The 26662-nt window shown below is 70.9% G+C and carries 27 protein-coding genes; 8 read left to right on the top strand and 19 right to left on the bottom strand.

Annotation, left to right across the window (positions count from 1 at the left end):
• Positions 1-128 precede the first annotated feature (128 nt).
• Positions 129-968 carry a universal stress protein gene (locus tag C1A38_RS19950; protein WP_102659279.1) on the top strand — a complete coding sequence of 280 codons (840 nt, stop codon included), beginning with the start codon at positions 129-131 and terminating at the stop codon, positions 966-968.
• A 63-nt stretch (positions 969-1031) separates the two neighbouring features.
• Here the strand turns inward: C1A38_RS19950 and C1A38_RS19955 are convergent, their stop codons facing one another.
• The gene (locus C1A38_RS19955; protein WP_102659280.1) at positions 1032-1655 is read right to left on the bottom strand and encodes an FMN reductase; all 624 of its coding nucleotides are present in this window, start codon (positions 1653-1655) and stop codon (positions 1032-1034) included.
• Entirely contained in the window at positions 1652-2767 is a 1116-nt protein-coding gene (locus C1A38_RS19960; protein ID WP_102659312.1) for an LLM class flavin-dependent oxidoreductase, read from the bottom strand. The genes C1A38_RS19955 and C1A38_RS19960 overlap by 4 nt, the downstream gene beginning before the upstream one ends.
• A 208-nt stretch (positions 2768-2975) precedes the next feature.
• Here C1A38_RS19960 and C1A38_RS19965 point away from each other — a divergent pair, with 208 nt between their 5' ends.
• Both C1A38_RS19965 and C1A38_RS19970 read left to right on the top strand, forming a co-directional pair.
• Positions 2976-3188, top strand: a complete 213-nt coding sequence (locus C1A38_RS19965; protein ID WP_102659281.1) for a type II toxin-antitoxin system HicB family antitoxin — start codon at positions 2976-2978, stop codon at positions 3186-3188.
• Entirely contained in the window at positions 3185-3409 is a 225-nt protein-coding gene (locus C1A38_RS19970) for a type II toxin-antitoxin system HicA family toxin (RefSeq protein WP_102659282.1), read from the top strand. Before C1A38_RS19965 ends, C1A38_RS19970 begins: the two co-directional genes overlap by 4 nt.
• Before the next feature lie 22 nt (positions 3410-3431).
• Here the strand turns inward: C1A38_RS19970 and C1A38_RS19975 are convergent, their stop codons facing one another.
• Positions 3432-4040, bottom strand: a complete 609-nt coding sequence (locus tag C1A38_RS19975) for a DNA-3-methyladenine glycosylase (RefSeq protein ID WP_102659283.1) — start codon at positions 4038-4040, stop codon at positions 3432-3434.
• A gap of 103 nt (positions 4041-4143) precedes the next feature.
• Between C1A38_RS19975 and C1A38_RS19980 the strand changes: the two genes are divergently transcribed.
• Positions 4144-4359, top strand: a complete 216-nt coding sequence (locus C1A38_RS19980; RefSeq protein WP_233196915.1) for a hypothetical protein — start codon at positions 4144-4146, stop codon at positions 4357-4359.
• 593 nt (positions 4360-4952) lie between these two features.
• Positions 4953-5945 (top strand): DUF1152 domain-containing protein, encoded by a 993-nt coding sequence (locus C1A38_RS19990; RefSeq protein ID WP_102659284.1) that lies wholly within the window; start codon positions 4953-4955, stop codon positions 5943-5945.
• 36 nt (positions 5946-5981) lie between these two features.
• On the opposite strand, the gene C1A38_RS30910 is transcribed toward C1A38_RS19990, so the two are convergent.
• Together C1A38_RS30910 and C1A38_RS19995 are read right to left on the bottom strand one after the other, a co-directional pair.
• Positions 5982-6185 (bottom strand): hypothetical protein, encoded by a 204-nt coding sequence (locus C1A38_RS30910; RefSeq protein ID WP_146017583.1) that lies wholly within the window; start codon positions 6183-6185, stop codon positions 5982-5984.
• Complete coding sequence (locus C1A38_RS19995) at positions 6157-6699, bottom strand: hypothetical protein (protein WP_146017584.1); 543 nt, start codon at positions 6697-6699, stop codon at positions 6157-6159. The genes C1A38_RS30910 and C1A38_RS19995 overlap by 29 nt, the downstream gene beginning before the upstream one ends.
• A gap of 275 nt (positions 6700-6974) precedes the next feature.
• Here C1A38_RS19995 and C1A38_RS20000 point away from each other — a divergent pair, with 275 nt between their 5' ends.
• Positions 6975-7688 carry an alpha/beta fold hydrolase gene (locus C1A38_RS20000; RefSeq protein ID WP_102659286.1) on the top strand — a complete coding sequence of 238 codons (714 nt, stop codon included), beginning with the start codon at positions 6975-6977 and terminating at the stop codon, positions 7686-7688.
• Positions 7689-7774: 86 nt separating this feature from the next.
• Complete coding sequence (locus tag C1A38_RS20005; RefSeq protein WP_102659287.1) at positions 7775-8191, top strand: DNA-binding protein; 417 nt, start codon at positions 7775-7777, stop codon at positions 8189-8191.
• 120 nt (positions 8192-8311) lie between these two features.
• Here C1A38_RS20005 and argH read toward each other — a convergent pair whose 3' ends face one another.
• From argH to C1A38_RS20070, 13 genes are all read right to left on the bottom strand, one after another.
• Positions 8312-9775 carry an argininosuccinate lyase gene (argH, locus tag C1A38_RS20010; protein ID WP_102659288.1) on the bottom strand — a complete coding sequence of 488 codons (1464 nt, stop codon included), beginning with the start codon at positions 9773-9775 and terminating at the stop codon, positions 8312-8314.
• A gap of 46 nt (positions 9776-9821) precedes the next feature.
• Positions 9822-10337: an arginine repressor gene (locus C1A38_RS20015; protein WP_013732826.1), complete on the bottom strand. Its 516-nt coding sequence runs from the start codon at positions 10335-10337 to the stop codon at positions 9822-9824.
• A gap of 6 nt (positions 10338-10343) precedes the next feature.
• Complete coding sequence (gene argF, locus C1A38_RS20020; RefSeq protein ID WP_102659289.1) at positions 10344-11264, bottom strand: ornithine carbamoyltransferase; 921 nt, start codon at positions 11262-11264, stop codon at positions 10344-10346.
• Positions 11261-12526, bottom strand: coding sequence for an acetylornithine transaminase (locus tag C1A38_RS20025; RefSeq protein ID WP_102659290.1), 1266 nt, complete (start codon positions 12524-12526; stop codon positions 11261-11263). The genes argF and C1A38_RS20025 overlap by 4 nt, the downstream gene beginning before the upstream one ends.
• Complete coding sequence (gene argB, locus C1A38_RS20030; protein WP_102659291.1) at positions 12523-13458, bottom strand: acetylglutamate kinase; 936 nt, start codon at positions 13456-13458, stop codon at positions 12523-12525. Before argB ends, C1A38_RS20025 begins: the two co-directional genes overlap by 4 nt.
• Positions 13459-13460: 2 nt before the next feature.
• Positions 13461-14633, bottom strand: coding sequence for a bifunctional glutamate N-acetyltransferase/amino-acid acetyltransferase ArgJ (gene argJ / locus C1A38_RS20035; RefSeq protein ID WP_102659292.1), 1173 nt, complete (start codon positions 14631-14633; stop codon positions 13461-13463).
• Positions 14630-15631 carry an N-acetyl-gamma-glutamyl-phosphate reductase gene (gene argC, locus C1A38_RS20040; RefSeq protein WP_102659293.1) on the bottom strand — a complete coding sequence of 334 codons (1002 nt, stop codon included), beginning with the start codon at positions 15629-15631 and terminating at the stop codon, positions 14630-14632. The genes argJ and argC overlap by 4 nt, the downstream gene beginning before the upstream one ends.
• Before the next feature lie 147 nt (positions 15632-15778).
• Entirely contained in the window at positions 15779-16804 is a 1026-nt protein-coding gene (locus C1A38_RS20045) for an NAD-dependent epimerase/dehydratase family protein (RefSeq protein WP_102659294.1), read from the bottom strand.
• Positions 16805-16812: 8 nt separating this feature from the next.
• Positions 16813-17592, bottom strand: coding sequence for a glycosyltransferase family 2 protein (locus tag C1A38_RS20050; RefSeq protein ID WP_102659295.1), 780 nt, complete (start codon positions 17590-17592; stop codon positions 16813-16815).
• On the bottom strand, positions 17589-18791 hold the full coding sequence (locus tag C1A38_RS20055; protein WP_102659296.1) for a nucleotide sugar dehydrogenase: 1203 nt from the start codon (positions 18789-18791) through the stop codon (positions 17589-17591). Before C1A38_RS20055 ends, C1A38_RS20050 begins: the two co-directional genes overlap by 4 nt.
• A 181-nt stretch (positions 18792-18972) precedes the next feature.
• On the bottom strand, positions 18973-19641 hold the full coding sequence (locus tag C1A38_RS20060) for a hypothetical protein (RefSeq protein ID WP_102659297.1): 669 nt from the start codon (positions 19639-19641) through the stop codon (positions 18973-18975).
• Positions 19642-19796: 155 nt separating this feature from the next.
• Positions 19797-22136 (bottom strand): hypothetical protein, encoded by a 2340-nt coding sequence (locus C1A38_RS20065; RefSeq protein ID WP_102659298.1) that lies wholly within the window; start codon positions 22134-22136, stop codon positions 19797-19799.
• Positions 22133-22960 carry a hypothetical protein gene (locus C1A38_RS20070; protein ID WP_102659299.1) on the bottom strand — a complete coding sequence of 276 codons (828 nt, stop codon included), beginning with the start codon at positions 22958-22960 and terminating at the stop codon, positions 22133-22135. The genes C1A38_RS20065 and C1A38_RS20070 overlap by 4 nt, the downstream gene beginning before the upstream one ends.
• Before the next feature lie 167 nt (positions 22961-23127).
• On the opposite strand from C1A38_RS20070, the gene C1A38_RS20075 reads away from it, so the two are divergent.
• Positions 23128-24012, top strand: coding sequence for a Crp/Fnr family transcriptional regulator (locus C1A38_RS20075; RefSeq protein ID WP_102659300.1), 885 nt, complete (start codon positions 23128-23130; stop codon positions 24010-24012).
• 52 nt (positions 24013-24064) lie between these two features.
• Here C1A38_RS20075 and pheT read toward each other — a convergent pair whose 3' ends face one another.
• Positions 24065-26641 (bottom strand): phenylalanine--tRNA ligase subunit beta, encoded by a 2577-nt coding sequence (gene pheT, locus C1A38_RS20080; protein ID WP_102659301.1) that lies wholly within the window; start codon positions 26639-26641, stop codon positions 24065-24067.
• Between the last annotated feature and the right edge of the window lie 21 nt (positions 26642-26662).

Genomic DNA, 26662 nt, shown 5'->3' on the forward strand with positions numbered 1-26662 from the left:
ACCCCACCACAGGTGGCGGGCCATCGGCCCGCCCGGCCGCCGGTGGACCGGCCCCGCATCAGGTGTGTCGGGGGCCGGTCTACCGGCCGGCGACGTTCGACAATGGCGTGACGACGTCTGGAGGCATCATGAACCGACCTGTCGTGGTGGGAGTGGACGGCTCACCGCCGAGCCTGGTCGCCGCGGAGCACGCGGCCCAGGAGGCGGTGTGGCGGTCCCGTCCGCTGCACCTGGTGCACGGCTACCTGCATCCGCTCGGCTACGGGGTGCCGATCAACCCGTACGAGGTGGGTCTGCCGGCGCCCTCGGAGGACGGTCGGAAAATGCTCGAACAGACCACCACCGAACTGGTCGACCGGTGGCCGTCGCTCACCGTCGAGGTGCGACAGGTGGCCGGTGGACCCGGCGCGACCCTGGTCGAGGAGTCACGTCGGGCCGAATTGGTCGTGGTGGGCAGCCGGGGCCTGGGCGGCTTCGCCGGCCTGCTGCTCGGCTCCGTCGGCACCCAGGTCGCCGCGCACGGGCACTGCCCGGTGCTGGTGGTGCGGCCACCGGACCGGCCGTTGCCGACCGACGGGCCGGTGCTGGTGGGGGTGGACGGCTCCGAGTCGGCGGAACTCGCCGTCGGCCACGGCGCCGAGGAGGCCGTCCGACGCGGTGGCTCGCTCCTGCTGGTGCACGTCTCGGGTGAACGGGACGTCGACGGCGAGCAGCTGCTGGCCATGGCCGCCGCGGCCACCCGCGGCAGCCATCCCGGCCTGACCGTCGAGGAGCGGGTGATCACCGGCCGTAAGGCCGACGAGGCGCTGATCGAGGCCTCCGAACAGGCGGCGCTGGTGGTGGTCGGGTCCCGGGGCCGGGGCGGTTTCGCCGGCCTGCTGCTCGGCTCGGTCAGCCAGGCGCTGGTGCACCACTCCCGCTGCCCGGTGCTCGTCGCCCACCCGCACGCGGCCGAGCACGCCGTCTGACATCTCGCCGCCCCGCACCACGGCGGGTGGTGCGGGGCGATGCCGTACACCTTGCGCGCCGGGTCAGGTGTCCCCGCCGCGCAGCAACTGTTCGAAGTCGGTGGTCAACGCGAACGGGTCGACCGGACCGGACGACGGGGCGCTGCGGTGCACCTGCCCGGCCAGTTCGGCGGCGGCACGGTCGATCCGGGTCCGCAACGCGCCCTGCGCGGTACCGCCCGACCAGTCCTCGGGGGCCGCGAAGACGGCGGTCGGCAGCACCACCGCCCGCAGGTAGGTGAACATCGGCCGGATCGCGTGTTCCAGGGCCAGCGAATGCCGGGCGGTGCCGCCGGTGGCGCCGATCAGCACCGGCCGGCCCCCGACGGCGTCGGCGTCGACCAGGTCGAAGAACGACTTGAACAGCCCGCTGTACGAGGCGTTGAAGATCGGCGTGACGGCGATCAGCCCGTCCGCGCCGGTGACCTGGTCCAGCACCTGCCGCAGCGGCTCGGACGGGAAGCCGGTGAGCAGGTGGTTGACGATGTCGTGGGCGTGCTCACGCAGCTCGATCGGGTGCAGCGTGACCTGTTCGCCGTGGCCGACCAGCTCGTCGCGGGTGGCGGCGGCGAGCTGGTCGGCGAGCAGCCGGGTGGACGAGGGCTGACTGAGCCCGGCCGAGACCACGGCGAGGGTACGCGCGGTCACCGCCCGGCCTCCGCGCCGGCGCTCTGGTCGGTGGCGGCCTGCTCGGCGGCGGCGCGCAGCGAGGCGTGCGTGGGCGCCAGCGGCACGTGCGCCGGACGCAGCGACTCGAACTCCTTGCGCAGCACCGGTACGACCTCCTCGCCGAGCAGGTCGAGCTGCTCCAGCACGGTCTTCAGCGGCAGTCCGGCATGGTCCATGAGGAACAGCTGCCGCTGGTAGTCACCGACGTAGTCACGGAACCCGAGGGTCCGGTCGATGACCTGCTGCGGGCTGCCCACGGTCAGCGGGGTCTGCGCGGTGAACTCCTCCAACGACGGACCGTGCCCGTAGACCGGGGCGTTGTCGAAGTAGGGACGGAACTCGCGTACCGCGTCCTGGGAGTTACGCCGCATGAACACCTGCCCACCGAGGCCGACGATGGCCTGGTCGGCGGAGCCGTGCCCGTAGTGCGCGAAACGCTGCCGGTACAGGCCCACCATCCGCTTGGTGTGCTCGGCCGGCCAGAAGATGTGGTTGGCGAAGAACCCGTCCCCGTAGTACGCGGCCTGCTCGGCGATCTCCGGGCTGCGGATCGAGCCGTGCCACACGAACGGCGGCACCCCGTCGAGCGGACGCGGCGTCGAGGTGAACGACTGCAACGGCGTACGGAACTTGCCCCGCCAGTCGACAACGTCCTCGCGCCAGAGCCGGCGCAGCAGGTCGTAGTTCTCGATCGCGAGGGGGATGCCGTTACGGATGTCCTGCCCGAACCACGGGTACACCGGGCCGGTGTTGCCGCGACCCATCATCAGGTCGACCCGACCGTCGGCCAGATGCTGCAACATCGCGTAGTCCTCGGCGATCTTCACCGGATCGTTGGTGGTGATCAGCGTGGTCGCGGTGGACAGCATCAGCCGCTCGGTACGGGCGGCGATGTAGCCCAGCATGGTGGTGGGCGACGAGGGCACGAACGGCGGGTTGTGGTGTTCGCCGGTGGCGAAGACGTCGAGGCCGACCTCCTCGGCCTTGAGCGCGATGGTGACCATCGCCTTGATGCGCTCACGCTCGGTCGGCTCCCGCCCGTTGGTCGGGTCGACGGTGACGTCACCGACGGTGAAGACTCCGAACTGCATGATGCGCTCCTCGTGTCGTCCGGCCGGGGTCAGGCGGCCCGGCACCCCCGACAACATATTTGACGAGTCAACTATTCCGCGACCCGGGCTCCCCTCATGTCCCCCGACACACCGCCGCTACTCTCCCGCCCACCCCCGGCGCGCACGGGCACGTCGCAAGCCTCGGCTCGTAGGATGAGGGCGACCTGCCAGATTCAGGAGGATCTTGATGGTTCGGACGTTCACGGCTGCCGTCCACCAGGAAGAGGACTGGTACGTCGCTCGATGCTTGGAGCTGGACGTAGCCAGTCAGGGCGAGACGCTCGACGAAGCCCTGACCAACCTGCGGGAAGCAGTCGAGGTCTATCTCGAAGAGGTCTCCCAACCCGCCATCGAGGCCACGCCGTTGGTGACGTCCTTCCAGGTCGGAAGGGCCGCATGAGCCCGGCTCTGGCCGACCTTCCGCTCCGGAAGTTACTCGCGGCGCTCACCAAGGCCGGGTTCGATCACGTGCGTACGAAAGGCAGCCACGCGGTCTACCGCAACCCTTCCGGAAGGGTAGTGATCGTTCCCCAGCACAACACCATCAAGCGGGGAACCCTCGCGTCCATTCTCCGCCAGGCCGGGTTGACGCCAGGCGAGTTCCAACAACTGCTCGACTGATCCGGAGCCTCGACGAGCAGCGTCAGCTTCGCCGTCTCCGTGGGACATGGCGGCGGTAGGGGCTGACGGTCGGGTCGCCGGTGATCCAGAAGCGCCAGGGCACGTCGTGGGCGGCGGCCACGCCGACGCGCGGGCCGGCGGAGACGGCCGACGGCGCGACCGGCCGGGTCGGCGGGGTCAGCAGCAGCGGCCCAGTCCCGTCGAGCATGCTGGTGCCGTTGGCCGCCGCCGTGACACCCAGCGCCATCACCAGCCGGGCCGGTCCACGGGCCAGGTCCCGGTCGGGCGCCCCGCCGCGCCGCTCGCGGGCCAGATCCAGCCCGTCGACCACCTCGCCCGCGCGCAACAGCACCGCCGCCGCCTCCCCCTCCGCGCCGCAGACGAGATTCAGACACCAGTGCATACCGAAGACGAAGTACGTGTAGGCGTACCCGGCCGGACCGAACATGACAGTCGTACGGGGCGTCGGACCACGATGGGCGTGCGAGGCCGGATCCTCGCCGGTGCCCGCGTACGCCTCGACCTCGGTCAACCTGATCCGCACACCGTTGGCCGTCACCTCCCAGCCGAGCAGCGACCGCGCGGTCTGCGCGACATCGGCGGCGGGCGCGGTCAGCCAAGGGTGGTCCACCCGTACAGGAAACCTGGTCGCACCTGTCGGTGGCCAGTTGGAACCCCCGCCGGCGGTCAGTTGGCGGGGAAGGTATCTGGCCGTAGACATCCAGGCCGCTGAGGTGACAGCAGCCGAGAGCCGGGCAGTCTGGCGACGTAACGGCTGGCCCGACGGCGCGATAGACGTGACGCTGTACGCCCTGGAGGAGTACGGCAGCCGCCTTGCCGAACTGACCGAGTGGACCCTCGCACAACGCCCATCCGTCCGCGAAATCATCGGCCGCCCCCCACGCACGTACGACGAATGGGTGGTCGAGAACGCCGACCTGTTCCGCTGACATAGGAACCGCGTCGCCGAAGGCTCATGCCGCCGTCCCGGGCGAAACAGGTCGCTGCCCTCCTCAACGCGGGTTACGTGAAGCAGGAGCGTCTCGGCTCCGACACTCGGCGGGTGTGGCTGTCGATGACGCGTCAAGGGCTGAGGGCGTATCAGGGGCACGTCGCCGCGCCCCAGGAGATCGTCAACGCGGCGACGGCTTCCACATCGGACTAGCCGACTCACCTGGCCGGACAACGGAACCCGGACGCCGCTGGTGCCAGCCCAGTCGCTTGACCGAGCGCACGCAGGGACAACCCATGCTTGCTCCGGAGAGCGCGCAGCTGGGCACCGAAACGCGGGTCAACGTGCGACACGGCTACGCTCCCCCGATGACAGGCTGGACCGGCGGGCCACTGCTACGGACGGTACATCGCCCACATGCACGAGCGTCACCAACATGGCGCGCAAGGGCATCTCCGGCGCGGACGCGACCCACTCTGGCAGCGCCGGCCGCCTTGTCTCGGTGGTCGTTCGTACACCCGGGCGCTGTTGCCCGTCGCGGGTGGACCACGTGGCTTGGACGGTCCGGGGTTGGCTGATCATTGAGCGGTGATGAATCCTGCCGTGCTGCCAGCCGACCCAGGTGCGTTCTCGTTGGCGGTTCCGCCGCTGTTTGCCGCTCTGGCTCCGGCGCGGAGCATCCTCATCGCCGGAGCGGGCGGCGGATTCGACGTGTACGCCGGCCTGCCCTTGGCGTTCGCCCTGTGGCACCGCGGCGCACAGGTGCACCTGGCCAGCCTGTCCTTCTCCCAGCTTGAGTTGGTCGACCGGGACGCGTGGGTGGCAGAGCACGTCGCGGCTGTGCAGCCGGACACCGCCAGCCCGGACTGGTACTTCCCCGAACGGACGCTCGCCCGGTGGCTGGCGGCCAAGGAACTGCCGTCAACCGTGTACGCCTTCCCGCCGCTCGGCGTCCAGCCGTTGCGGGCGGCGTACCGGTACCTGGTCGACCACCTCGGCATCGATGCGGTGGTGCTGGTCGATGGCGGCACCGATGTCCTGCTGCGGGGCGACGAGGCCGATCTCGGCACTCCGGTGGAGGACATCACCAGTCTGGCCGCCGTGGCCGCGCTCGATGTGCCGGTCAAGCTGGTGACCAGTCTCGGCTTCGGCATCGACGCCTACGACGGCGTCAACCACGTTCAGGTGCTGGAGAACCTCGCCGCACTCGACCGTGACGGCGGCTACCTCGGTGCCCTGTCCATCCCCGGATCGAGCCGGGAGGCGACGCTGTACCGCGATGCTGTCGCCGACGCCCAGTCGGCCACCCCGGACCGGCCCAGCATCGTCCAAGGACAGATCGCCGCCGCCACCAGCGGCGCGTTCGGAGACGTCCGGTTCACCCGGCGCACCGGCAGCGGTGACCTGTTCGTCAACCCGCTGATGGCTGTGTACTTCACCGTCAGCCTCGACAAACTCGCCGCCCGATGCCTGTACCTCGATCGCATCGAGAACACCATCGGCAGACGACAGGTCATCACGCGCATCCAAACCTTCCGCGACGAACTCCTCAACGCGCGCATCCCCCGCGCATTTCCGCACTGAACACCCCGCCGGCGGCAGATCCGCGTAGGGGCGATGTCAGAGATTGTCGATGTACACGTGCACTGCGTCGTGCGGCGTCGCCGGTGGTAGCGCCGATGCCGGTTCGGCTTCGGCGTACAGCCATATCCGGTGCGGCCTCCAGTGCAGGATTCCGCTGATATCGCGGCTGCCGGAGTAGCTGCCCTGTTCGGGTTGCAGCGGCCATCCGCGCTCACGCAAATGGGCGACGAGCCGGGTCACGGGTCGTTTGCCGACTGGCACCGTCGGTAGCCGTCACCACGAACTCGGCCGTGCAATTGCCGCTGCTGCCGCCAGAGGCACACGTGTCAGCCGAGACCAGGCGCAGCGACGTCGGCAGCGGAAGGATCTCATCGTCGCCAACGGAGGTCCGAAACCTGCCGTCACCGTCGATCTGGGCGATACCGAGCCCACCAACGCACAGCAGCACCACGCCGGCCAGCGGCACCACCGAGGCGAACCACCGAACCGTCAGCCAGTTCCACTCCACCATCGAGGCATGCCAGAGGCGGTCGACGACCAACGCCGCCAGACACACCGCACCGACCAGCAGCCACACCACGAACCAATCGAGCCACGGCGCTACCGTCAGGCCGCGAGGCCACTGCGAGACGACGAACACCGCAGCCAGCACGACGATGAGCCCGACACCGACAACCACGCCCACGCCACGGCCGCTGCGGGTGCCCCACGCCCACGCACTGACCACGATCACCCCGAAGACCGCCGCCACCACCGCCGGCCAGCGCGCACCCTGCCAGTACGGCAACACCACCAGTCCTGCACTGCCCGCGCTCAGCCACCACCGCCAGCCATCACGAGCCCCCATCGCCACATCTGGATCATAAGATCACCCGGTTCAGGCACCGCTACGACTGGCTGATCGCCCGCGTTCAGCCCGGCCGGACCATCAGCCGAGTCGACCACGAGGTTTCACGCCCATCTGACGGGTAAACGCGGGTGACCGGCGCCGCCGGCGGTGAACAGGTATCGGAGTGAGGGAGCGTGCGCATGTCCGATCAGCAGCCCACCATCATTCTCGTGCACGGAGCGTTCGCCGAATCGGCAAGCTGGAACGGTGTGATCAACCGGCTGGGTGCCGGCTACAACGTGGTCGCGCTCGCCAACCCGCTGCGGAGCCTTCCCGGTGACGCCGCCTACCTGCGGGACGTGATGCGGTGGGTGGATGGCCCGGTCGTACTCGTCGGGCATTCGTACGGCGGCATGGTGACCACGCAGGCGGCGGCCGACAACCCGTCGGTGCGGGCCCTCGTCTACGTCAACTCGTTCGCGCCGGACACCGGCGAGTCGGCGCTGTCGTTGTCCGGGCAGTTCCCCGGCAGCACCCTCGCCCCCACGCTTGTGCAGTATCCGGTGTCGACCGGCGGTAACGAGGTGGCGATCGCCCAAGACGCCTACCACAAGCAGTTCGCCGCGGACGCGTCCGCCGACCTCGCCGCACTGATGGCCCGGACCCAGCGGCCGGTCACCGAGCAGGCCCTCAACGACAGCCTCGTCGGCGACCCCGCCTGGCGCTCGCTGCCCAGCTGGTTCGTGTTCGGCGACGCCGACATGAACATCCCGGTCGCCGCGCACCGGTTCATGGCGGAGCGGGCCAACCCGCAGGGCCAGCGCGAGATCGAGGGTGGCTCGCATGCGATGGCCGTGGCCCGACCGAGCGAGGTCGCGGAGACCATCATCGAGGCGGTCCGGGGTTCCAGCTGATCCGGCGGGGTGACGCGCAGCGGCCGAACCGGGTCGCCTATCAACGAAGTGTTGACAACGCTTCGTTGAAGTGCTGGAGTTGGCGCATGGCCGACTCCAGCACCACATCCGAGGATCGGGCGCACCGCAGCTACGCCGCGCTGCAACGCCTCACCGAACGGCACGCCGCCAGTGAACAGCAGCGGCGGCGGCACACCAACCCGTACGCTGCCGACCCGTACGAGGCGATCGCCGTGCTCCTGGCGCTGGCTGCCGGGGCAGCTCAGCCGGAACCGGGCGAGGAGCCGGTGGACGAGGCGGACCTGCTCGCCGCGCTGGCTCTGTTCCCGCACCTGCGCGCGGAGATCGACACCATGGAGGCGGGCCTGTTCCACCTGGCCCGCAGCCGAGGCCTCACCTGGCAGGCGATCGGCCAGGGCCTCGGCCTGGGCAGCGCCCAGGCCGCCAAGCAACGCTACGACCGCCTCACCGCCCGCACCCCGCCACCCCCAACCGCCACCTGAACCAACCAAGACCGCCCCCGCCGATACGGCGGCAGCAAGTTCGGGGAAGATGCGGTCTCGATGGATCGGGACGCAGCATCTTCCCCGAAGTTGCAGGCACCGCACGTGGGAGCAGCGGGCTCAGCGGGGGACGACGGTTTCGGCGGCCCACTCGCGCCAGGTGGCGAGGTGGTCGGCGGCGGCGGCGAGTTGGTCGGCGACCGGGCCGGGGCCGGTGGAGCCGGGGGTGATCCGGGCGGCCAGAGCCGAGCGGACCGACAGCACGTCGCGTACGGACGGGTCGAGGTGTTCGCTGACGGTGGCCAGGTCGTCGTCGGAGACCTCGTCGAGGGCGCAGTCCCGGGCGGCGCAGAGCGCCACCAGCTTGCCGGTGATCTCGTGGGCGTCGCGGAACGGCACGCCCTTGCGGACCAGCCAGTCGGCCACCTCGGTGGCCAGCGAGAAGCCGACGGGCGCGGCGGCGACCAGGCGGTCGACGCGTACCGTCATGGTGGAGATCATTCCGGCGAGGGCCGGCAGCAGCAGTTCCAGGGTGTCGACCGCGTCGAAGGCCGGCTCCTTGTCCTCCTGCATGTCCCGGTCGTAGGTCATCGGCAGGCCCTTGAGCATGGTCAGTACGGCGACCAGCCCGCCGACGAGCCGGCCGGACTTGCCCCGGGCCAGCTCGGCGATGTCCGCGTTCTTCTTCTGCGGCATGATCGACGAGCCGGTGGCGAAGGCGTCGTCCAGCTCGACCCAGCCGAACTCCTGCGAGGTCCAGAGCACCACTTCCTCGCCGAGGCGGGACAGGTGCACGCCGATCATCGCGGTGATGAAGAGGAACTCGGCGACGAAGTCCCGGTCGGCGACCGCGTCCATCGAGTTGGCGAACGAGGTCCGGAAGCCCAGCTCCTTGGAGACCGCCACCGGGTCCAGTGGCAGGCCCGAGCCGGCGAGCGCGCCGGCGCCGAGCGGGCTGACCGCGGCGCGGTGGTCCCAGTCGCGCAGCCGCTCCAGGTCCCGCAGCAGCGGCTGGACGTGGGCCAGCAGCCAGTGGCCGAAGGTGACCGGCTGGGCGTGCTGCAGGTGGGTCATGCCGGGCGCGGCGGTGTCGACGTGCCGCTCGGCCTGCTCGACAAGCGCCTCGGCCAGTTCGACCAGCCGGGCGGCCACACCGCGGGCGTGGTCACGCAGGTAGAGCCGCAGGTCGGTGGCGACCTGGTCGTTGCGGGACCGCCCGGCGCGCAGCTTGCCACCGAGGCTGCCGAGACGCTCCAGCAGGCCACGTTCCAGCGCGGTGTGCACGTCCTCGTCGTCGACGGTGGGCCGGAAGGCACCGGAGGCGCAGGCGGCTTCCAGGTCGTCCAGGGCGGCGAGGATGCGGCCCAGTTCATCCGGGTCGAGCAGCCCGGCGCCGGCCAGCACCCGGGCGTGGGCCCGGGAACCGGCGATGTCGTACGGGGCCAGTCGCCAGTCGAACTGGACGCTCACCGACAACCGGGCGAGCGCCTCCGACGGGCCGCCGGCGAACCGGCCACCCCACAGGCTCGTCCGGTTGGCTGCGGTGCTGTTCTCGGTCAGGGTCTTGTCGTCCACCCCGCCCATTCTGGTGGTCACGATGGCACCTCATCCAACCGGGCGTACCGAGCGTTCATGGTGTGACACTCCCGTCGACGTTCTCGTCGCGGCGGGCCCAGCCGGCGAGCCGTTCGCCGAGCGCGGCGCCGCCGTCGCTCTCACGGGCCACGACGAGGATGGTGTCGTCGCCGGCGATGGTGCCGACGACCTCCGGCAGGCCAGCCCGGTCCAACGCGCTGGCCAGGTACTGGGCGGCCCCCGGCGGGGTACGCAGCACGGCGATGTTGCCGCTGGAGTCGACCTCGTTGAGCAACTCGCGCAGCAGCCGTACCAGCCGGGCCGGGGCTGCCTCCGCGTCGCGCAACGGGCGGTGCCCGTCCTCCGGGATGACGTACACGGCGCGTCCGTCGCCGCCGCGGGCGGTGACGGCGCCGAGTTCCTTCAGATCCCGGGAGAGGGTGGCCTGGGTGACCTGGACGCCCTCGTCGCCGAGCAGTTCGGCGAGTTCGGTCTGCGACCGGATCGCCTTGTCACGGATCAGCTCGACGATGCGGGCGTGCCGGGCGGCACGGGTCAGCGGTGTCGTCATGGGCTCCTACCCTGCCAGGAGGAAGGCCAGCAGCGCCTTCTGGGCGTGCAACCGGTTCTCCGCCTGGTCGAACACCGCGCTCTGCGGGCCGTCGAGCACCTCGTCGGTGATCTCCTCGCCGCGGTGCGCGGGCAGGCAGTGCAGCACGATCGCCTCCGGCGCCGCGTGCCCGAGCAGCGTCTTGTTGACCTGGTAGGGCAGGAACGGGGTGATCCGGTCCAGGCCGTCGCTCTCCTGCCCCATCGAGGTCCAGGTGTCGGTGGCGACCACGTCGGCGTCGCGGACGGCGGCCACCGGGTCGGTGAACACCTGCGCCGACCCGCCGGTGTCGACGGCGATCTCCTCGGCCCGGGCCACCACCTCGGCGGCGGGCTGGAAGCCGTCCGGTCCGGCGATCCGCACGTGCATGCCGGCGGTCACCCCGGCCAGCAGGTACGAGTGGGCCATGTTGTTCGCCGCGTCGCCGACGTAGGTCAGGGTCCGCCCGACGGTGCCGCCGCACCGCTCCCGCACGGTGAGCAGGTCGGCCAGCAGTTGGCAGGGGTGGAAGCCGTCGGTCAGCGCGTTGACCACCGGCACGGACGCGCCGGCGGCCACCTCGGCGATCCGGTCGTCGCCGTGGGTGCGCAGCACGATCGCGGCCACGTACCGGGACAGCACCCGGCCGGCGTCGCTGAGGGCCTCACCCCGACCGAAGTGGGTGACCTGGGTGTCCACCACGAGGGGGTGGCCGCCGAGTTCGGCGATACCGACGTCGAAGGAGATCCGGGTACGCAGGCTCTGCTTGTCGAACAGCACGGCCACCGCCCGGGGCCCGGCCAGCGGGGTGTGCGCGAAACGGTCGGCCTTCATCCGGGCTGCCAGGTCGAGCACGGCGGACTGCTCGGCGGGGGTGAGGTCGTCGTCGCGCAGGAAGTGCCGGGTCATGCGGGGGCCTCCGTGGGGGTCGGGTCCGCGTCGGTCGGCGTGGGTTGTACGGCGATCGGTCCGCGCGGGTGCTGGTCGGTGGCGCCGGGGGCCACCGACGCGGCGGCGGTCAGCGCGATGGGCAGGGCGGCCAGGAAGGCGTCGACCTGCGCGGCGGTGAGGATCAGCGGCGGGGCGAGCCGGAGCACGTCCGGCTGCACCGGGTTGACCAGGAAACCGGCCGTACGCAGCGCCTCGGCGGCGGCAGGGGCCACCGGCGCGGCCAGCGTCACGCCGAGCAGCAACCCGGCGCCCCGGACCCCGGCGACCAGCGGGTGCCCGAGCGCGTCGATGCCCCGGCGGATCCGTTCACCGACCCGCTTGACGTGGTCGAGCAGCCCTTCGTGGGCGATGGTGGAGATCACCGCGAGGGCGGCGGCACAGCTGACCGGGTTACCGCCGAAGGTGGTGCCGTGCGAGCCGGGGGCCAGCAGGTCGGCGGCCGGGCCGAAGGCGAGGGTGGCGCCGATGGGCAGCCCACCGCCGAGCCCCTTGGCCAGGGTCACCACGTCCGGTTCGACGCCCTCGGCCTGGTGGGCGAACCAGTGCCCGGTGCGGCCGATGCCGGTCTGCACCTCGTCGAGCACCAGCAGCGCGCCGTGCCGGGCGGTGATTCGCCGCGCGGCGGCGAGGTAGCCGGCGGGTGGGACGACGACGCCGTTCTCGCCCTGGATCGGCTCCAGGATCACCATGGCGGTGGCGTCGGTGACGGCCGCCTCCAGCGCGGCCACGTCGCCGTACGGGACGTGGGTGACCTCGCCGGGCAGCGGGCGGAACGGGTCGGCCTTGGCGGGCTGGCCGGTCAGGGCCAGGGCGCCCATGGTGCGGCCGTGGAAACCACCCACGGTGGCCACCACGTGGGTGCGGCCGGTGCGCCGGGACAGTTTGAACGCCGCCTCGTTGGCTTCCGCGCCGGAGTTGGCGAAGAAGACCCGGCCGGGCCGGCCGGCCAGCGCCAGCAGCAACTCGGCCAGGGCCACCGGGGGCTCGGAGATGAACAGGTTCGACACGTGCCCGAGGGTGGCGACCTGCTTGGACACGGCGGCCACCACTGCCGGGTGGGCGTGCCCGAGGGAGTTGACGGCGATGCCGCCGAGCAGGTCGACGTACTCCCGGCCGGTCTCGTCGACCACGACGGCGCCGGAGCCGGAGACGAGGGCCAGCGGTGGGGTGCCGTAGTTGTCCATCATGGACTGACGCCACCGGTCGCTGAGGGCGGTCATGACGCCACCGAGCCTTCCTGGTTCGCGGGGCCGGCAACCTCGCTGGGCGCGCTCACGACCATGGTTCCGAAACCTTCCGAGGTGAATACTTCCAGCAGCGTGGAGTGGGCGACCCGGCCGTCCACCACGTGCGCGGCCGGTACTCCGCCGCTGACCGCCCGCAGGCATGCCTCCATCTTCGGGACCATGCCCGACTCCAGCGACGGCAGCAGCTTCGCCAGGTCGTCGGTGGTGATCTCGCTGATCAGGCTGGAGGTGTCCGGCCAGTTGGCGTAGAGGCCGGGTACGTCGGTGAGCACGACCAGCTTGCGGGCCTGCAACGCGATCGCGAGCGCGGCGGCGGCGGTGTCGGCGTTGAGGTTGTGCAGCACCCCGTCGACGTCCGGCGCCACGGTGGAGATCACCGGGATGCGGCCGGCCGCGATCAGGTCCGTCACCGCGGAGATGTTCACCGACTCGACGTCGCCGACCTGCCCGACGTCGACCGCCTCCCCGTCGACGTACGCGGGGCGGCGTACCGCGGTGAACAGGCCGGCGTCCTCGCCGGAGAGCCCGACCGCGAGCGGGCCGTGGGAGTTGATCAGCCCGACCAGTTCCCGCCCGACCTGGCCGACAAGCACCATCCGGACCACGTCCATCGCCTCCGGCGTGGTCACCCGCAGGCCGCCCCGGAACTCGCTGTCGATGCCGAGGCGTCCGAGCATCGCCGAGATCTGCGGGCCGCCGCCGTGCACCACGACCGGTTTGAGACCGACGTGACGCAGGAACACCATGTCGGCGGCGAAGGCCTGCTGCAACTCCGGGTCGATCATGGCGTTGCCGCCGTACTTGACCACCACGGTGGCGCCGGAGAACCGCTCCAGCCAGGGCAGCGCCTCGATCAGGGTGGCCGCTTTGGCCTGGGCGCGGGTCAGGTCCGAGTTCAGGTTCATGCTCATGTGGAGTAGGCCGAGTTCTCGTGCACGTACGCGTGGGACAGGTCGTTGGTCCACACCGTCGCCTCGGTGACGCCGGCGTGCAGGTCGATGCGGATGGTGACGTCCCGGCCGGTCAGGTCGACCTTCGAGCGGTCCTCGGCGGCGGCCCCGCCCCGGCAGACCCAGATCCCGTTGACGGCCACGTCGACGGCGTCGGGATCGAACTCGGCGGCGGTGGTGCCGACGGCGGCGAGGATCCGACCCCAGTTCGGGTCGTTGCCGAACAGCGCGGTCTTCACCAGGTTGTTGCGGGCCACCGACCGGCCCACCTCGACCGCGTCGTCCTCGTCGGCCGCGCCGACGACCTCGATGGCGATCTGCTTGGTGGCGCCCTCGGCGTCGGCGATCAACTGTTGGGCCAGGTCGTGGCAGGCGGCGGTGACCGCCGCGGTCAACTCCGCAGCGCTCGGCGTGACCCCGGCCGCGCCGCTGGCCAGCAGCAACACTGTGTCGTTGGTGGACATGCATCCGTCGGAGTCGATCCGGTCGAAGGTGACCCGGGTGGCGGCGCGCAACGCGGCGTCGAGCGTCTGCGGGTCGGCGACCGCGTCGGTGGTCAGCACGCAGAGCATGGTGGCCATCGCCGGGGCGAGCATGCCGGCGCCCTTGGCCATGCCGCCGACGGTCCAGCCGGCACCGGAGATCACCGTGGTCTTCGGCCGGGTGTCCGTGGTCATGATCGCCTCGGCGGCGGCGGCCCCGCCGTCGACCGTCAGACCCCCGATGGCGGCGCTGACCCCCGGCAGGAGCTTGTCCATCGGCAGCCGCTCGCCGATCAGGCCGGTCGAGCAGATCGCCACCTCACCCGCGCCGATCGGCTGGTCGGGGTGCTGCGCGGTCAGTGCGGCGGCGGCGTGCTCGGCGGTGGCGTGGGTGTCCTGGAAGCCGGCCGGGCCGGTGCAGGCGTTCGCTCCGCCGGAGTTGAGCACCACCGCCCGGACCAGCCCGCCGTGCAGCACCTGCTCGCTCCATGCCACCGGTGCGGCCTTGACCCGGTTGCTGGTGAAGACACCGGCGACCCCGATGTCCGGGCCGTCGTTGACGACCACCGCGACATCGGGTGCGCCGCTGCTCTTGAGGCCGGCCGCGACCCCGGCCGCCCGGAACCCGGCAGGTGTGGTGACGGTCATGGCGTCACTCCCAGCGGGGACAGGCCGGTGGTCTCGGGCAGGCCGAACATCAGGTTGGCGTTCTGCACCGCCTGACCGGCGGCGCCCTTGCCCAGGTTGTCCAGTGCGGCGACCACGATCAGCCGACCGGAGTCGACGTCGACGGTGGCCTGCAGGTGGCAGGAGTTGCTGCCCAGGGTGGCGGCGGTGTGCGGCCAGCGGCCCTCGGGCAGCAGGTGCACGAAGGGGCTGTCCGCGTACGCCTGCGCCAGCACCGCCCGGGGGTCCGCCGAGCCGGTCGGCCGGGCGGTCACGGTGGCCAGGATGCCGCGCGGCATCGGCGCGAGCACCGGGGTGAAGGACAGGCCGGTCGCCCCGGTGGCCTGCTTGATCTCCGGTACGTGCTGGTGGGCACCGACCTTGTAGGGCGACAGGTCGCCCATCACCTCGCTGGCCAGCAGGTGGGTCTTGGCGGCCCGACCGGCCCCGGAGGTGCCGGACGCGGCGACGACCACCACGTCGGCGGGGTCGGCGACATCGGCGGCGATCAGCGGCGCGAGCGCCAGGGTGATCGTCGCGGCGTAGCAGCCGGTGTTGGCTACCCGGGTGGCGGCGGCGATCCGCTCGGCCTGCCCGGGCAGCTCCGGCAGGCCGTAGGTCCACGCGCCGGCGTGCGGGCCGCCGTAGTAGCGGGCCCAGGCGTCACCGTCGGTGAGGCGGTGGTCCGCACCGAGGTCCACCACCCGGACCTCGGTGGGCAACTGCGCGGCGAGGGCGGCCGACTGGCCGTGCGGCAGCGCCAGGAAGACCAGGTCGGCCTCGGCGAGCGTCTCCGGTACGGTCTCGACGAAGGTGTGGTCCAGCCCGACGAGCTGAGGGTGCACGCTGTCGACGCGCTGTCCCGCCTGGCTGTGGGCGGTGGCGGTGACCAGGTCGAACTCAGGATGCCCGGCGAGCAGGCGGAGCAACTCACCGCCCGCGTAGCCACTCGCACCGGCGACCGCGACCCGGATTCCCATGCCTACCTCCGTATGACTATGCAGGGAGGTTAGCAGCAGCGAGACTGGCGCTGCAAGTTCATGCAGTCGACTGTATGAGAATACTTGCTGTGTTAAGAAGGGGCCCCTGCTCTACCGCAGGCGTTAACAGGGGGCCCTTCCTTGCACCTACAGCCGGCCGGCGTGCACGGCGTCGGTGACCCACGGGATTACCTCGTCGAGCATCGTGTCGAGCGAGGTGGTGGCGGTGAAGCCGAGCACCTGGGCGGCCTTGGTGGTGTCCGGCACCCGCTTGCGGACGTCGTAGCGGAACGGTTCGTCGCTGACGTACCGGAACGGCACCTCCGGGCCCTTGATCTTGTGCCAGATCAGCTCGGCCAACTCCAACACCGTGGTCGACCGGGCGGTGGAGAGGTTGAAGTCCTCGTTGTGGGCCGCCGGATGCTCGATCGCCGTCGCGATGCCCCGGGCCAGGTCACCGCCGTAGGTGTAGTGCCGCACCTGATCGCCCTCGCCGAGAATGTGCAGCGGATCCTGCCCCTTGACGATCTTCTGCACCAGGTCGGGCACCACGTGCGACATGGCCAGCTTCACGTTGCCGGAGAGCACCTCGGCCTGACCCAGCGCCCGCCCCTCCCCCACACCCACACAGTTGAACGGCCGCACGATCGTGAACGGCAACCGGTACTGCTCCCAGGCGGCGCGGGCGTAGTACTCCACCGCCAACTTCTGGAAGCCGTACGACGACAGCGGCGGCGGGATGCGCCGCTCGTCCCCCTCCCGGCTCGGCCAGTGCTCCGTCGACTCGTACACCATCGAGGAGGAGAGGTAGGTGACCTTGCGCAGCGTGCCGTCGCGGTGCGCCCGCAGCGCCGCGTCGCAGGTCGCCGCCATGATCCGCTCGTTGGTGGCGAGCAGGTCATAGGCGTACGCGTGGAAGTAGGAGATCCCACCGATCATCGCCGCCCCGGCGACCAGATGGTCACAACCGTCCAGCAGCTCGGTCAGCAGGTCGGTGTCGCGGGCGTCGCCCTCGACGAACCGGAACCGCGGATGGGTGTCGTAGCTGTGGCTGACCGGGCCGTACTTGGAGAAGTTGTCCACGCCGACGACCTCATGGCCCCGGTCCAACAGCTCCGCGACCAGGTAGCCGCCGATGAAGCCGGCCGAACCAGTTACCAGGACCTTCGCCACGTGCGCTCCTATGCGGTCTTCTCGTACTCGGTGGACCCGACGCTCTGCACCGCCGCCGGTCGGATCCGGGCGGCCAGCTTCTCCCGGCTCAGCCGTCGACCGTAGGCGAACAGATACCAGCGCAGGTACCCGGGGAGGAACCGACCCAGGTCGAAGTGGGACTCCCCGAGCGGCCGGTCCAACCAGATCGTCGGGATCTCCGCCACCGGCAGCCGCAACCGGGTCGCCTTCGCGGTCAACTCCAAGCCGATCTCGAAACCCGTCCGCGACTCGATTCCCACCTCCCGGACGAAGGCCGTGTCGTACGCCTTGAAGCTGTTGGTGGCGTCCCGGGTGCCGACCCGCGCCAGGGTGTAGAGGCTGCGCCCCGCCCAGCGCGACATCAGCCGCTTCAACCTCGGCCCACCCACCTGCTGACCGCCCGGCATGTACCGGGAGGCGGCGGCGACCACCACGCCCCGGTCCACCAGCCGGGCCAACTCGTCGATCTGCCGGGGATCGTCACAGCCGTCGGCCATCGTCACCACCACGACCGGGGCCCGCGCCACGTCGATGCCGAACCGGATCGCGTTGGCCGGCCCCCGCCCGTACGTGTTGAGCACCGCCCGCACCCGGGGGTCGGTACGGGCCGCCTGCTCGACGTACGGGACGGTGGTGTCCTCCGGTATGTCGTGCACGATGAGCACCTCGGCCGGCAGCAGCATCTCCCGCAGCATCCGCTCCAGGCAGCGCACGATCGCCGCGCCCTCGTTGTAGACCGGCACGATCACCGAGACCCGGGGGATCACACCCGCACCCCCTGCCCGGTCAGACCCCACATGTCGATCACCGGTTTGTCGGTGTCCAGGCGGGCGTACTGCTCGTGCGGGGCCGCGATCACCAGCAGATCGGCCCGGCGCAGCACCTCGTCCAGGTCGACGAAACGCTCGTCGACCACGTACGGGTCGGTGCAGAGGGTCTCCCGGGTCTTCAACGCCAGGATCTTGCGCAGCTTGTACGCCAGGCTCTCCCGGGGATCGTCGCTGCCGCCCTTGAAGGCCATGCCGAGGATGCCCACCGTCGAGTTGGCCAGGTCGAACCGGTCCTCCAGCCGGGAGACCAGGTACAACGGCAGACCCTCGTTGATCAGCATCGCCGAATGGCCGAGCACGAAGTTGTTCCGGTTGAACGCGGCCAACTGCATGGTGTCCTTGAACAGGCACGGCCCGGCCGCGAACCCGGGCATCGGCAGGTCGGCGGCGCGCGGATACTCGTACGCCACGGCGTGCCGGATCCGGGCGAAGTCCAGCCCGAAGTCGTTTGCCATCATCCAGAACTGGTTGGCGGTGGCGAACTTGATGTACCGCCAGGTGTTGGTGAACAGCTTCGCCAGCTCCGCCTCCTCCGGCGTCAGCGTGACGATCCGGTCGGTCAGGTGCCGGAACAGCTTCTCCGCCCGAGCCAGCGACTGCGGGGTACGCGCCGCCACGATCTGCGGCAGCGTGAACAACTCGGTCATCGCATGCCCCTCGGCGATGCGCTCCGGGCAGAAGGCGACATCTGCCTGCACTCCCCGGCCGACCAGCAACTTCTCGGTCAACGCGGTCACCCCGGGGTAGACGGTGCTGCGCAGCACCACCAACTGCCCGTCGCGCAGATGCTCCGCACAGCGTTCCAACGCCCGCGGCACGGCCCCCAGATCCGGGTTCAGGTGCTCGTCGACCGGGGTGCCGACCACCACCACCAGATGCTCGGAGGTGCCGACGGCGGCCGGGTCCGTGGTGGCCCGCAACCGGCCGGCGGCCACCGCCTCGGCCAGGGGTTCGGCCGCCCCGGCTTCGGCGAACGGCAGGGTCGCCGAGTTGACCGTGGCGACGGCGTCGGCGTTGATGTCGTACAGCACGACGGAGAGCCCGCGGGCGGCGAACGCGATGCCCAGTGGCAGGCCCACCCGGCCGCAACCACCGACTATGCAGACGTCGACCGAGGCGGGTGGCTCATCGGGCATGAGGGGGCTCCCGTGGGGGTGGCGGGTGTGATCCCAGGGTCATCGGGGTCACAGCAGGCTAACCCCTCAGAGGTGACTCGTGGGTAACCAAATAATCCAACCGTGTTGACCTTTCGGCCGATGCTGCCCGTCGTCGACTCCTCCCCCGCCCGATCAGGGGAAGAGTCGACGACCCGAGTTGTCACATCGACTGTCGGGTAAGCCCCTGCTGCCGCTCGTAGGTTCGCAGCGCGATGTCCCATGCCTGGGTGTACTCGGACGGGCCGAGACCGAGATCGCCGTGCCCCTTGACGGCCTCCCGCAGCAATTCCACCAACGTCGGAACGATGTCGCGACGTTCCGTGACGTAGCGCTGGAACACCTCGGCGAACTCCGCGCCGGTCAGCCTGGCGGCGTACGCGGTGACCGGTTCGTCCTGGAGGTTCTGCAACACCACCGCCCACCGACGGGTCAGATCGTCGGCCTGCCGGGTACGGATCTTCTCCAGTTCGTGCTCACACTCCAGCGCGATCCGCTGTTCCCAGTACGGACGCAGCCGTTCCCGCACCCGCTCATCCGGGCTGACCCGTAGCCGCACCGTGAACTGGGGCAGGTGCGCTTCCTGTGGCCAGCGCTGGTGCATCAGCAGATCGTTCAGCGCCCGTTCGAGGTCGTGGGAACGGTGCGGCTCGTGCTCGCGAGCCAGGTCCATGGCACGCTCACGGACGATCCCCATCGCCCAGGGCAACAGCGCCTCGGCCCGCAGCCGCAGCCCGTCGAAGGTCATGTTGGTCGCGGTCCACAGGTAGACGACGTGCAGGTTGAAGTCGAACGCGTCGCCCTTCGCCGGCACCAGCAGGGGTTGTGGCACGTCCTGCCGAAAGGTGACCCGGGTAGGCGCCGGGGGCGGGAGTGAAGGAGCGGTAGCCGGCGCAGGCGCGGGCGGGAAGATCGAGTGCCACCAGCGGCGAGGCCGCGGCGGCACACCCTGCCGCAGGTGGGAGGTCCCGGAAGGTCCAGTCGTCATCAGGCGTCCTCAAAGGTCAGGGTTTCGACGTCGTTGAGCAGGGCGCACCCGGGCATGACCGGGCGCCAGACGTGCCGTAGCTGGTGATGGAGCCGACGACGCAGCGGAGGCCGTCCGGCCAGCACCAGCCGCAGCAGCGCCAGCACGTGCGCGGACACCTCGGCCTGACCGTCCGCCCGGCTGAACCAGAAGCCGAGCGTCCGCCAGGATCGGTACGCCGTCTCGGGCATGCTCAGCGCTGTCGCCCAGAGAGTTGCCAGGTCGTCGACGGAGATGATCTCCCTACGCGCCAGATCCAGCAGTTCCGGCCAGTGTTCCCGAGGTGGTCGAGCCCACCGTTCGGCCAGGATTCGCAACGTTCGCGCGGCGTGCAGCCGCACCTCACGGTCTTCCCGGTCGGTCGAGCTGGCCCACTGCGCGAGCGACGTCACCAGAGCAGCCCCGTGTCCGCCCTGGTAGACCTCGACCAAGCCCCGTACGACCGAGTTGTGCCAGCGTTGCATCCGCCCGGAGGCGACCAGTCGGAGCTGCACCAGGGCGGCGTCCGGCCACAGCCGGGCCAGCCCCAGTTCGTGGGCGCGGGCGACGGTGTCGCGCAGATGTGCCGCCGGCCCGGCGGCCCAGCGGTCCAACTCGACGCTGACCCGCTGCCTCAACCGCGGCTGCATCGCAATCGCGACGAGAACGATCGCGGCCGCCTGTCGAACGCTCGCTCGCCGCTCCCGGGCCAGGTCGCGCACAGTGTCCAGGGCCGTCTGCACGTCCCGGCCGGCCGACCATCCGATGGCGGCGGCTGCCGCCTGCCGTACGTCCGGCTGGTCGGCCCGCACCATGTCCGCGAACCAGCCGAGCAGGGCCCGGGGCGTCCACCAGTCGGTCCAGGCCACATCCAGGACAGCGGAGCGCAGCTGCTCGGTACCGGCCGTGAACTGCATCCGGATGCCGCCGGTCGCCCAGTCCTCCTCCGGTATCACGATGGCACCGCGCAGCATCGGTCCGAGCACCTCGTCGAGGGTGACGCCGCGCAGACGTACCGTGGCCGACTGTGCCCCCTCCGGACCGGACACCAACCGGTCAGCCGCGAGGCGGATCTCGACCGTCGACAGTCCGGCGAAAACCACGCAGGCCAGCCGGAAGGCTCGTGCCTGCTCGGCGGACCAGCCCACCGAGGCACCGGCGTCGGCCGGCACGTCGAGGATCTGTGCGGCACGCTCGCGAAGCTGTCGGGGCAGCAGTTGCGCCAGCCGGTCCGTCAGTGCCCTGGCGCGCGGCACCGTCTGCGCGAGCGCCGCCACGACGGGGACGACCTCGCGGGGCCGAGGTGCTCCGGCCAGGTACACCGAGAGCAGTTGATGCCGGAGGCATTCCTCGTCGACGTACTGATCCACGCACTCGCCGACACAGTGGCCAGCGCAGAAGCCCACACAGCGCCCGGCCAACTCCCGCCGTAAGCCGGCCCGGAACACCTCGGCCGCAGGTGCCGGGCGGTGCTCGACGACGTGCCCGGCGAGGTCCTGGACACGACGGGAGAAATCGCCGACCAACAACAGTGTCATGGCATTGGCCGCAGCCCGCTCGGCGAGCCCCATCAGGGTGTAGCCGTCCAGCGCACCGACCATCTCGTCGGTCAACCGCAGCACGTAGCCGCTGCCCCGGCGCTGACCCAGCTTCGTCCGGAACACATCGGTGAGCTGCTCGACCCCGAGGATGTTCACCCCGCCGACACCGTGCCTGCGAGCCGAGGCGACCAGCGCTGAGGTGAGTCTTCCGCTGCCCGGCGGTCCGGACAGGCACACCAGATGGCGCTGCTTCAGATGGTGGTCGAGTTGCTGGTCGCTGCCGGCGGGCGCGTAACCCCGCACCAGGTCCAGCACGGTCGTCTCACTGAGCGTCTCCGACCAGACCCGGCGTCCGTCCACCGAGTCGGACGCCGCAGTGACATTGACCGTACCGATGGCGAGGGCGCCGTGCCCGGTCGCGTTCTGGCCTCGGACGTACATGTTGCCGGCATCGATCCCCGCGTCACCGAACAGACCGGCCAGCCGGCGCAGCACGTCACCGGAGTCGAGCGAATCCTCACGGTCCTCCTCATCGCCGTCGTCCGTCTCGTCGTTCGGTGTCGAATCGACGTCCGCGTCTAGCGCCGATCCGGTGGCGGCACCGCCCGGCGGATCACCGGAACCTTCCTGACCCGGATCGCCGCCGGCATCTGGTCCGGCTTCGGCCGCACCGGGATGCCCGGGTTGGCCCGGCCCAGATGCGCCAGTCTCGCCGAAGGTGGCCGGGTCGGTGGGCTTCGTCGCGGCCCCGGGGACCGGCTCCGGATATCGGTCGTTCATCGGTCCACGTCCGGGCGCAGGATGGCGTCACGACCGATGGATCCGATCGCCATCGCGCCCGGTCCCACGGCGTTCTGGCCGTTGACCCGGATGTTGCCGGTACGGATGCCGCCGGCCGGCGGCTCACCACCGCGCCCGGTTCCGCTCTCCCCGCTCGGCGGCGCCGCCTCGCCCGGCTGGGCCACCTCGTTCGGCGGCGATGGCTGCGGGCCGGGCGACGACTCGTCCCGCCACGAGGTCACATCCTCGTCGAGAACACAGAGCCACGCCGGCTCACAGAACCCCTTCTCTGGCTGGACCACCTCGATGCGCCGGAACCGGTCCGGCCGAATCTCCTCCGGGTACTCGGTCACCACGTCCCGGTAGATCTCGGAGGAGACCACCAGGGCAACTCCGGCGTCCGGGAAGGCCGCCAACGCTCGGCGCACCGGTGTCGCGTCGCAGAGCCGACTGACCATGACGACCGCCTGGCCGGGAAAACCGTTGGCCCCGTCCAGGTGCACCATGCCCTGATGTACCGCCACACGTAGCCGGATACGGGCCACCGGGAGACGGCTGGCGTTGTACTGCCGCAGTCGCCGGTTCAGTTCCGGCAGGAACCGTCCGATCACCCTCGCCTCGGGAATGGCCCGGGGCAGGATGGCCAGTTCCCCGTCTCCCGCCTGCTGCGTCGCCCAGCCGACACGATCCATGCCCACCCCGTCGGCTGCCTCACGCAGCAGCCGATGGAAGTCCTGCTGGGCCTCGTACTGCTGGACGTTGCCGCGCCGGCTGTAGCGCTCCATGTCCACGCAGACCAACAACCGCCGCTCCGGATGTTGCATCTCGTCACCCTCCTCACCCCGGTCCGCGAGGACCGGGCACGAGCGACATCCAACTGGGGTCGACGCCCAGAGACCCCGTAGAAGTACGGCTTCGGTGGCAATGTCCGTCAGCAGTCATCCCGCACGACGCGGGTATGTCGGGCAGCTGTCCAGGATCCACTGGTCGCATGTGGAGCGTCCCGATCGACGTGCTGTTGGAGCTGGGCCTGGACCTGCACCTCACACTCGGCCTGCTCGTCGCCTACCTGCTCGCAGTGGTGCTGGCACGACGGGTCAGACGTATCGCAGTCGGACGGCTACGCTGCGGACGCTGTCGTCGCTTGAGCAGAGTGGGAGCCTGGATGCGGCACGAACCTGCCCAGAACCCGCAGTGGCCCTACGGCACCTTTCTGCAACGGCTCAGTCCACCCGTACGGTCCGCCCTGTTGGGGCTCGGCGTACGTCGCAAGGTCCCGGCCGGCCAGATCCTGATCCACGAAGGACAGCAGCAATCCCACCTGGTGCTGATCGAAGAGGGCCTGACGAAGGTCACCGCCGCCCTGCCCGACGGCCGCACGGCACTGTTGTCCCTACGCGTCGGCGGTGACCTGGTCGGCGAGATGTCGGCACTCAACGACCGGCCACGCTCCGCGACTGTCACCACCTGCAGCGCCGCCCGCTACAGCGTGATCAGCTCGGAGCGGTTCCGCGCGTTCCTCAGAGAAAACCCGGACGCCGCGCTCGAACTCGCCGCCATGGTCTCCGACCGGTTGCGCTGGTCGAACCGCCGACGGATCGACTTCTCCTCATACCCGGTCAAGATCAGAGTCGCCCGGGTGATCGCCGAACTGTCCCGAACCCACGGCCGCCAGACCCCCGACGGCGTCGTCATCGACGTGCGACTCACCCAGCCGGAACTGGCCTCCATCTGCGGCGCATCCGAGACCTCGGTCCAGAAAATCCTCCGGGAGCTGCGCACCGACGGGCTGGTCGACACCGACTACCGCCGGATGACCGTCCGGGATCTACCCGGCCTTCAGCAGGTCGGGCAACTCCACGCCGACGAATGTTAAGAAGGGCCCCTTCCTATGCACGAGGCGATAAGAAGGGGCCCTTCCTTACATCTCAGGCGCCGCGGAGGGTGGCGCCGACGCGTTCGGTGGCGCGGGCCACCGCGGCGTCGCGGGCGGCCACGGCCTCCTCGACGGTGAGGGTGCGGTCGGGTGCCCGGAAGGTGAGCTTGTAGGCCAGCGACTTGCGGCCGGCACCGAGCTGCTCCGAGGCGTACACGTCGAACAGGCGCACCGCCTCCAGCAGTTCACCGGCGCCCTCGGTGAGGGCCTGCTGGACGTCCTGGGCGGGGACCGCCTCGTCGACCACCAACGCCACGTCGATCAGGGCCGGCGGGAAGCCGGAGACTCCGGGCGCGGGCAGCACCGGCGCCGCCGGCAACGCGTCCAGGTCCAGTTCCATGGCACTGGTACGCCGAGGCAGCTCCAGTGTGGCCAGCACCGCCGGGTGCAGTTCCCCGGCGTGACCGACGACCGTCCCGTCGACAAGCAGCTGCGCGCAGCGGCCGGGGTGCCAGGGGGCGTACTCGGCGGCCCGTACCTCGATCCGGTCGGCCGGGATGCCGGCGGCGGCGAGGACCTCACGGCCCGCCTCCACGGCGTCCGCCCAGGTGGCCGGTCGCCCGGCACCCCACCAGCCGGCCGGCTCGATGTCGCCGGTCAGCACGACGGCGACGTGCCGGGGCTGGTGCGGGACCACCGCGTCGGCGGCGGCGAACTCGGCGTCGGTGGGCCGCCGGTCCACACCCATGGCCGGCGGGCTGCCGGCACCCGGGCGTGGCTGGAAGACCACACCGATCTCGTAGAGCGCCAGGTCCCGCAGGCCACGACCGAGGTTGCGGCGGACGATGCCGAGCAGCGGGCCGAGCAGCGTGGTCCGCAGCAGCGGCTCCTCGTCGGAGAGCGGATTGGCCACCCGTACCGCCTGGCGACGCGGGTCGTCGGCGGGCAGGGCGAACTGGTCGGCCAGGTCGGTGGCGACGAACGGGTGCGCCAGCACCTCGACGTAGCCGCGCTCGGCCAACGCCCGGGACACCGCCCGGTTACGCCGCTGCTGCCAGGTCAGCCCCCGGCCGGGCGGTGCGGTGGGCAGCAGCGACGGCACCTTGTCGTACCCGTCGAGGCGGACCACCTCCTCCACCAGGTCGGCCGGGTCGGTCAGGTCGGGCCGCCAGGTCGGCGGGGTGACGCTGAGGACGTCGACGTCACCCGCGACGACGGCCACCTCGCCGGGATCCTCGGCGAGTCGGTCGGTGCCGCGCGCCACGGTGCAGCCGACCTGTTCCAGCAGAGCGACCACCCGTGCCGGCGGGTACGCCACACCGACCCGCCGGCTGGGCAGGTCGACCGGCAGCGTCACCGGGGTACGCGCCACGACGTGGTCGATGTCCAGCACCTCGTCGCCGGCGGTGCCGCCCGCGTGCTCGGTGAGCAGGGCGACCGCCCGGTCCAGGGCGACCAGCGGCAGGGCCGGGTCGACGCCCCGCTCCCACCGCTTCGCCGCCTCGCTGAACAGCTTGTGCCGACGCGCGGTACGCCCCACCATCGCCGGGTCCCAGTGCGCGGCCTCGAACAGCACGTTGACGGTGCTGGGCAGCACCTCACTGGTCTCGCCGCCCATCACGGCGGCGAGCGAGATCGGCACCCCGTCACCGTCGCCCGCGACCGGGTTGGGCAGGCCGGCGTCGCAGATGACCATGTCTTCGGGGGCGAGGGCGCGGGTCACCCCGTCGAGCGTGGTCAGCTTCTCCCCCGGTACCGCCCGACGGACCACAAGCGGGCCGGCGAGACGGTCGGCGTCGAAGGCGTGCATCGGCTGCCCGAGTTCGAGCATCACGTAGTTGGTGATGTCGACGGGCAGCGAGATGCTGCGGATGCCGGCGACGGTGAGCCGCCGCTGCATCCACTGCGGGGTCTGCGCCGTCGGGTCGACGCCGCGCACCATCCGGGCCGCGAACCGGTCACAGCCGACCGGGTCGCGGACCTCCACCGGGTACGCCGGTTGGGCGGTGCCCGGCGTGGCGGGCACCCGACCCGGGTCCTGGAAGCTGAGGCCGAGGGCGTGCGCCAGTTCGCGGGCGAGCCCGCGCAGCGACATCTGGTAGCCCCGGTCGGGGGTGACCTCCACCTCGACGACGATGTCGTCGAGCCCGACCACGGGACGGGCGTCGTCGCCGGGCTTGGCGGCGACGTGCTCGGGCAGCACCAGGATGCCGGAGTGGTCGTCGCCCAGACCCAGCTCCTTGGCGGAGCAGATCATGCCGTGGGAGTTGCGCCCGTACGTCTTGCGGGCCCCGATGGCGAAGCCGCCCGGCAGCACCCCGCCGGGCAGGATCACCACGACCCGGTCGCCGGGGGCGAAGTTGCGCGCCCCGCAGACGATCTCCTGCGGTTCACCGGTGCCGTTGGCGGCGCCCACGTTCACCCGGCAGAACCGGATCGGCTTCTTGAAGCCGGTCAACTCCTCGATGTCGAGGACCTCGCCGACCACCAGCTGCCCGGTGACCGTGGTGGACAGGTCCACGATGGACTCGACCTCGATGCCGAGGTCGACCAGGGCCCGCTCCAGTTCGGCGGCGGGCAGGTCCGGCAGGTCGACGTACTCCCGCAACCAACTGACAGAAACTCGCATGACTCGTTACCACCGTCTCCG

This window comes from Verrucosispora sp. ts21, assembly GCF_002879555.1.
Lineage (GTDB): Bacteria > Actinomycetota > Actinomycetes > Mycobacteriales > Micromonosporaceae > Micromonospora > Micromonospora gifhornensis.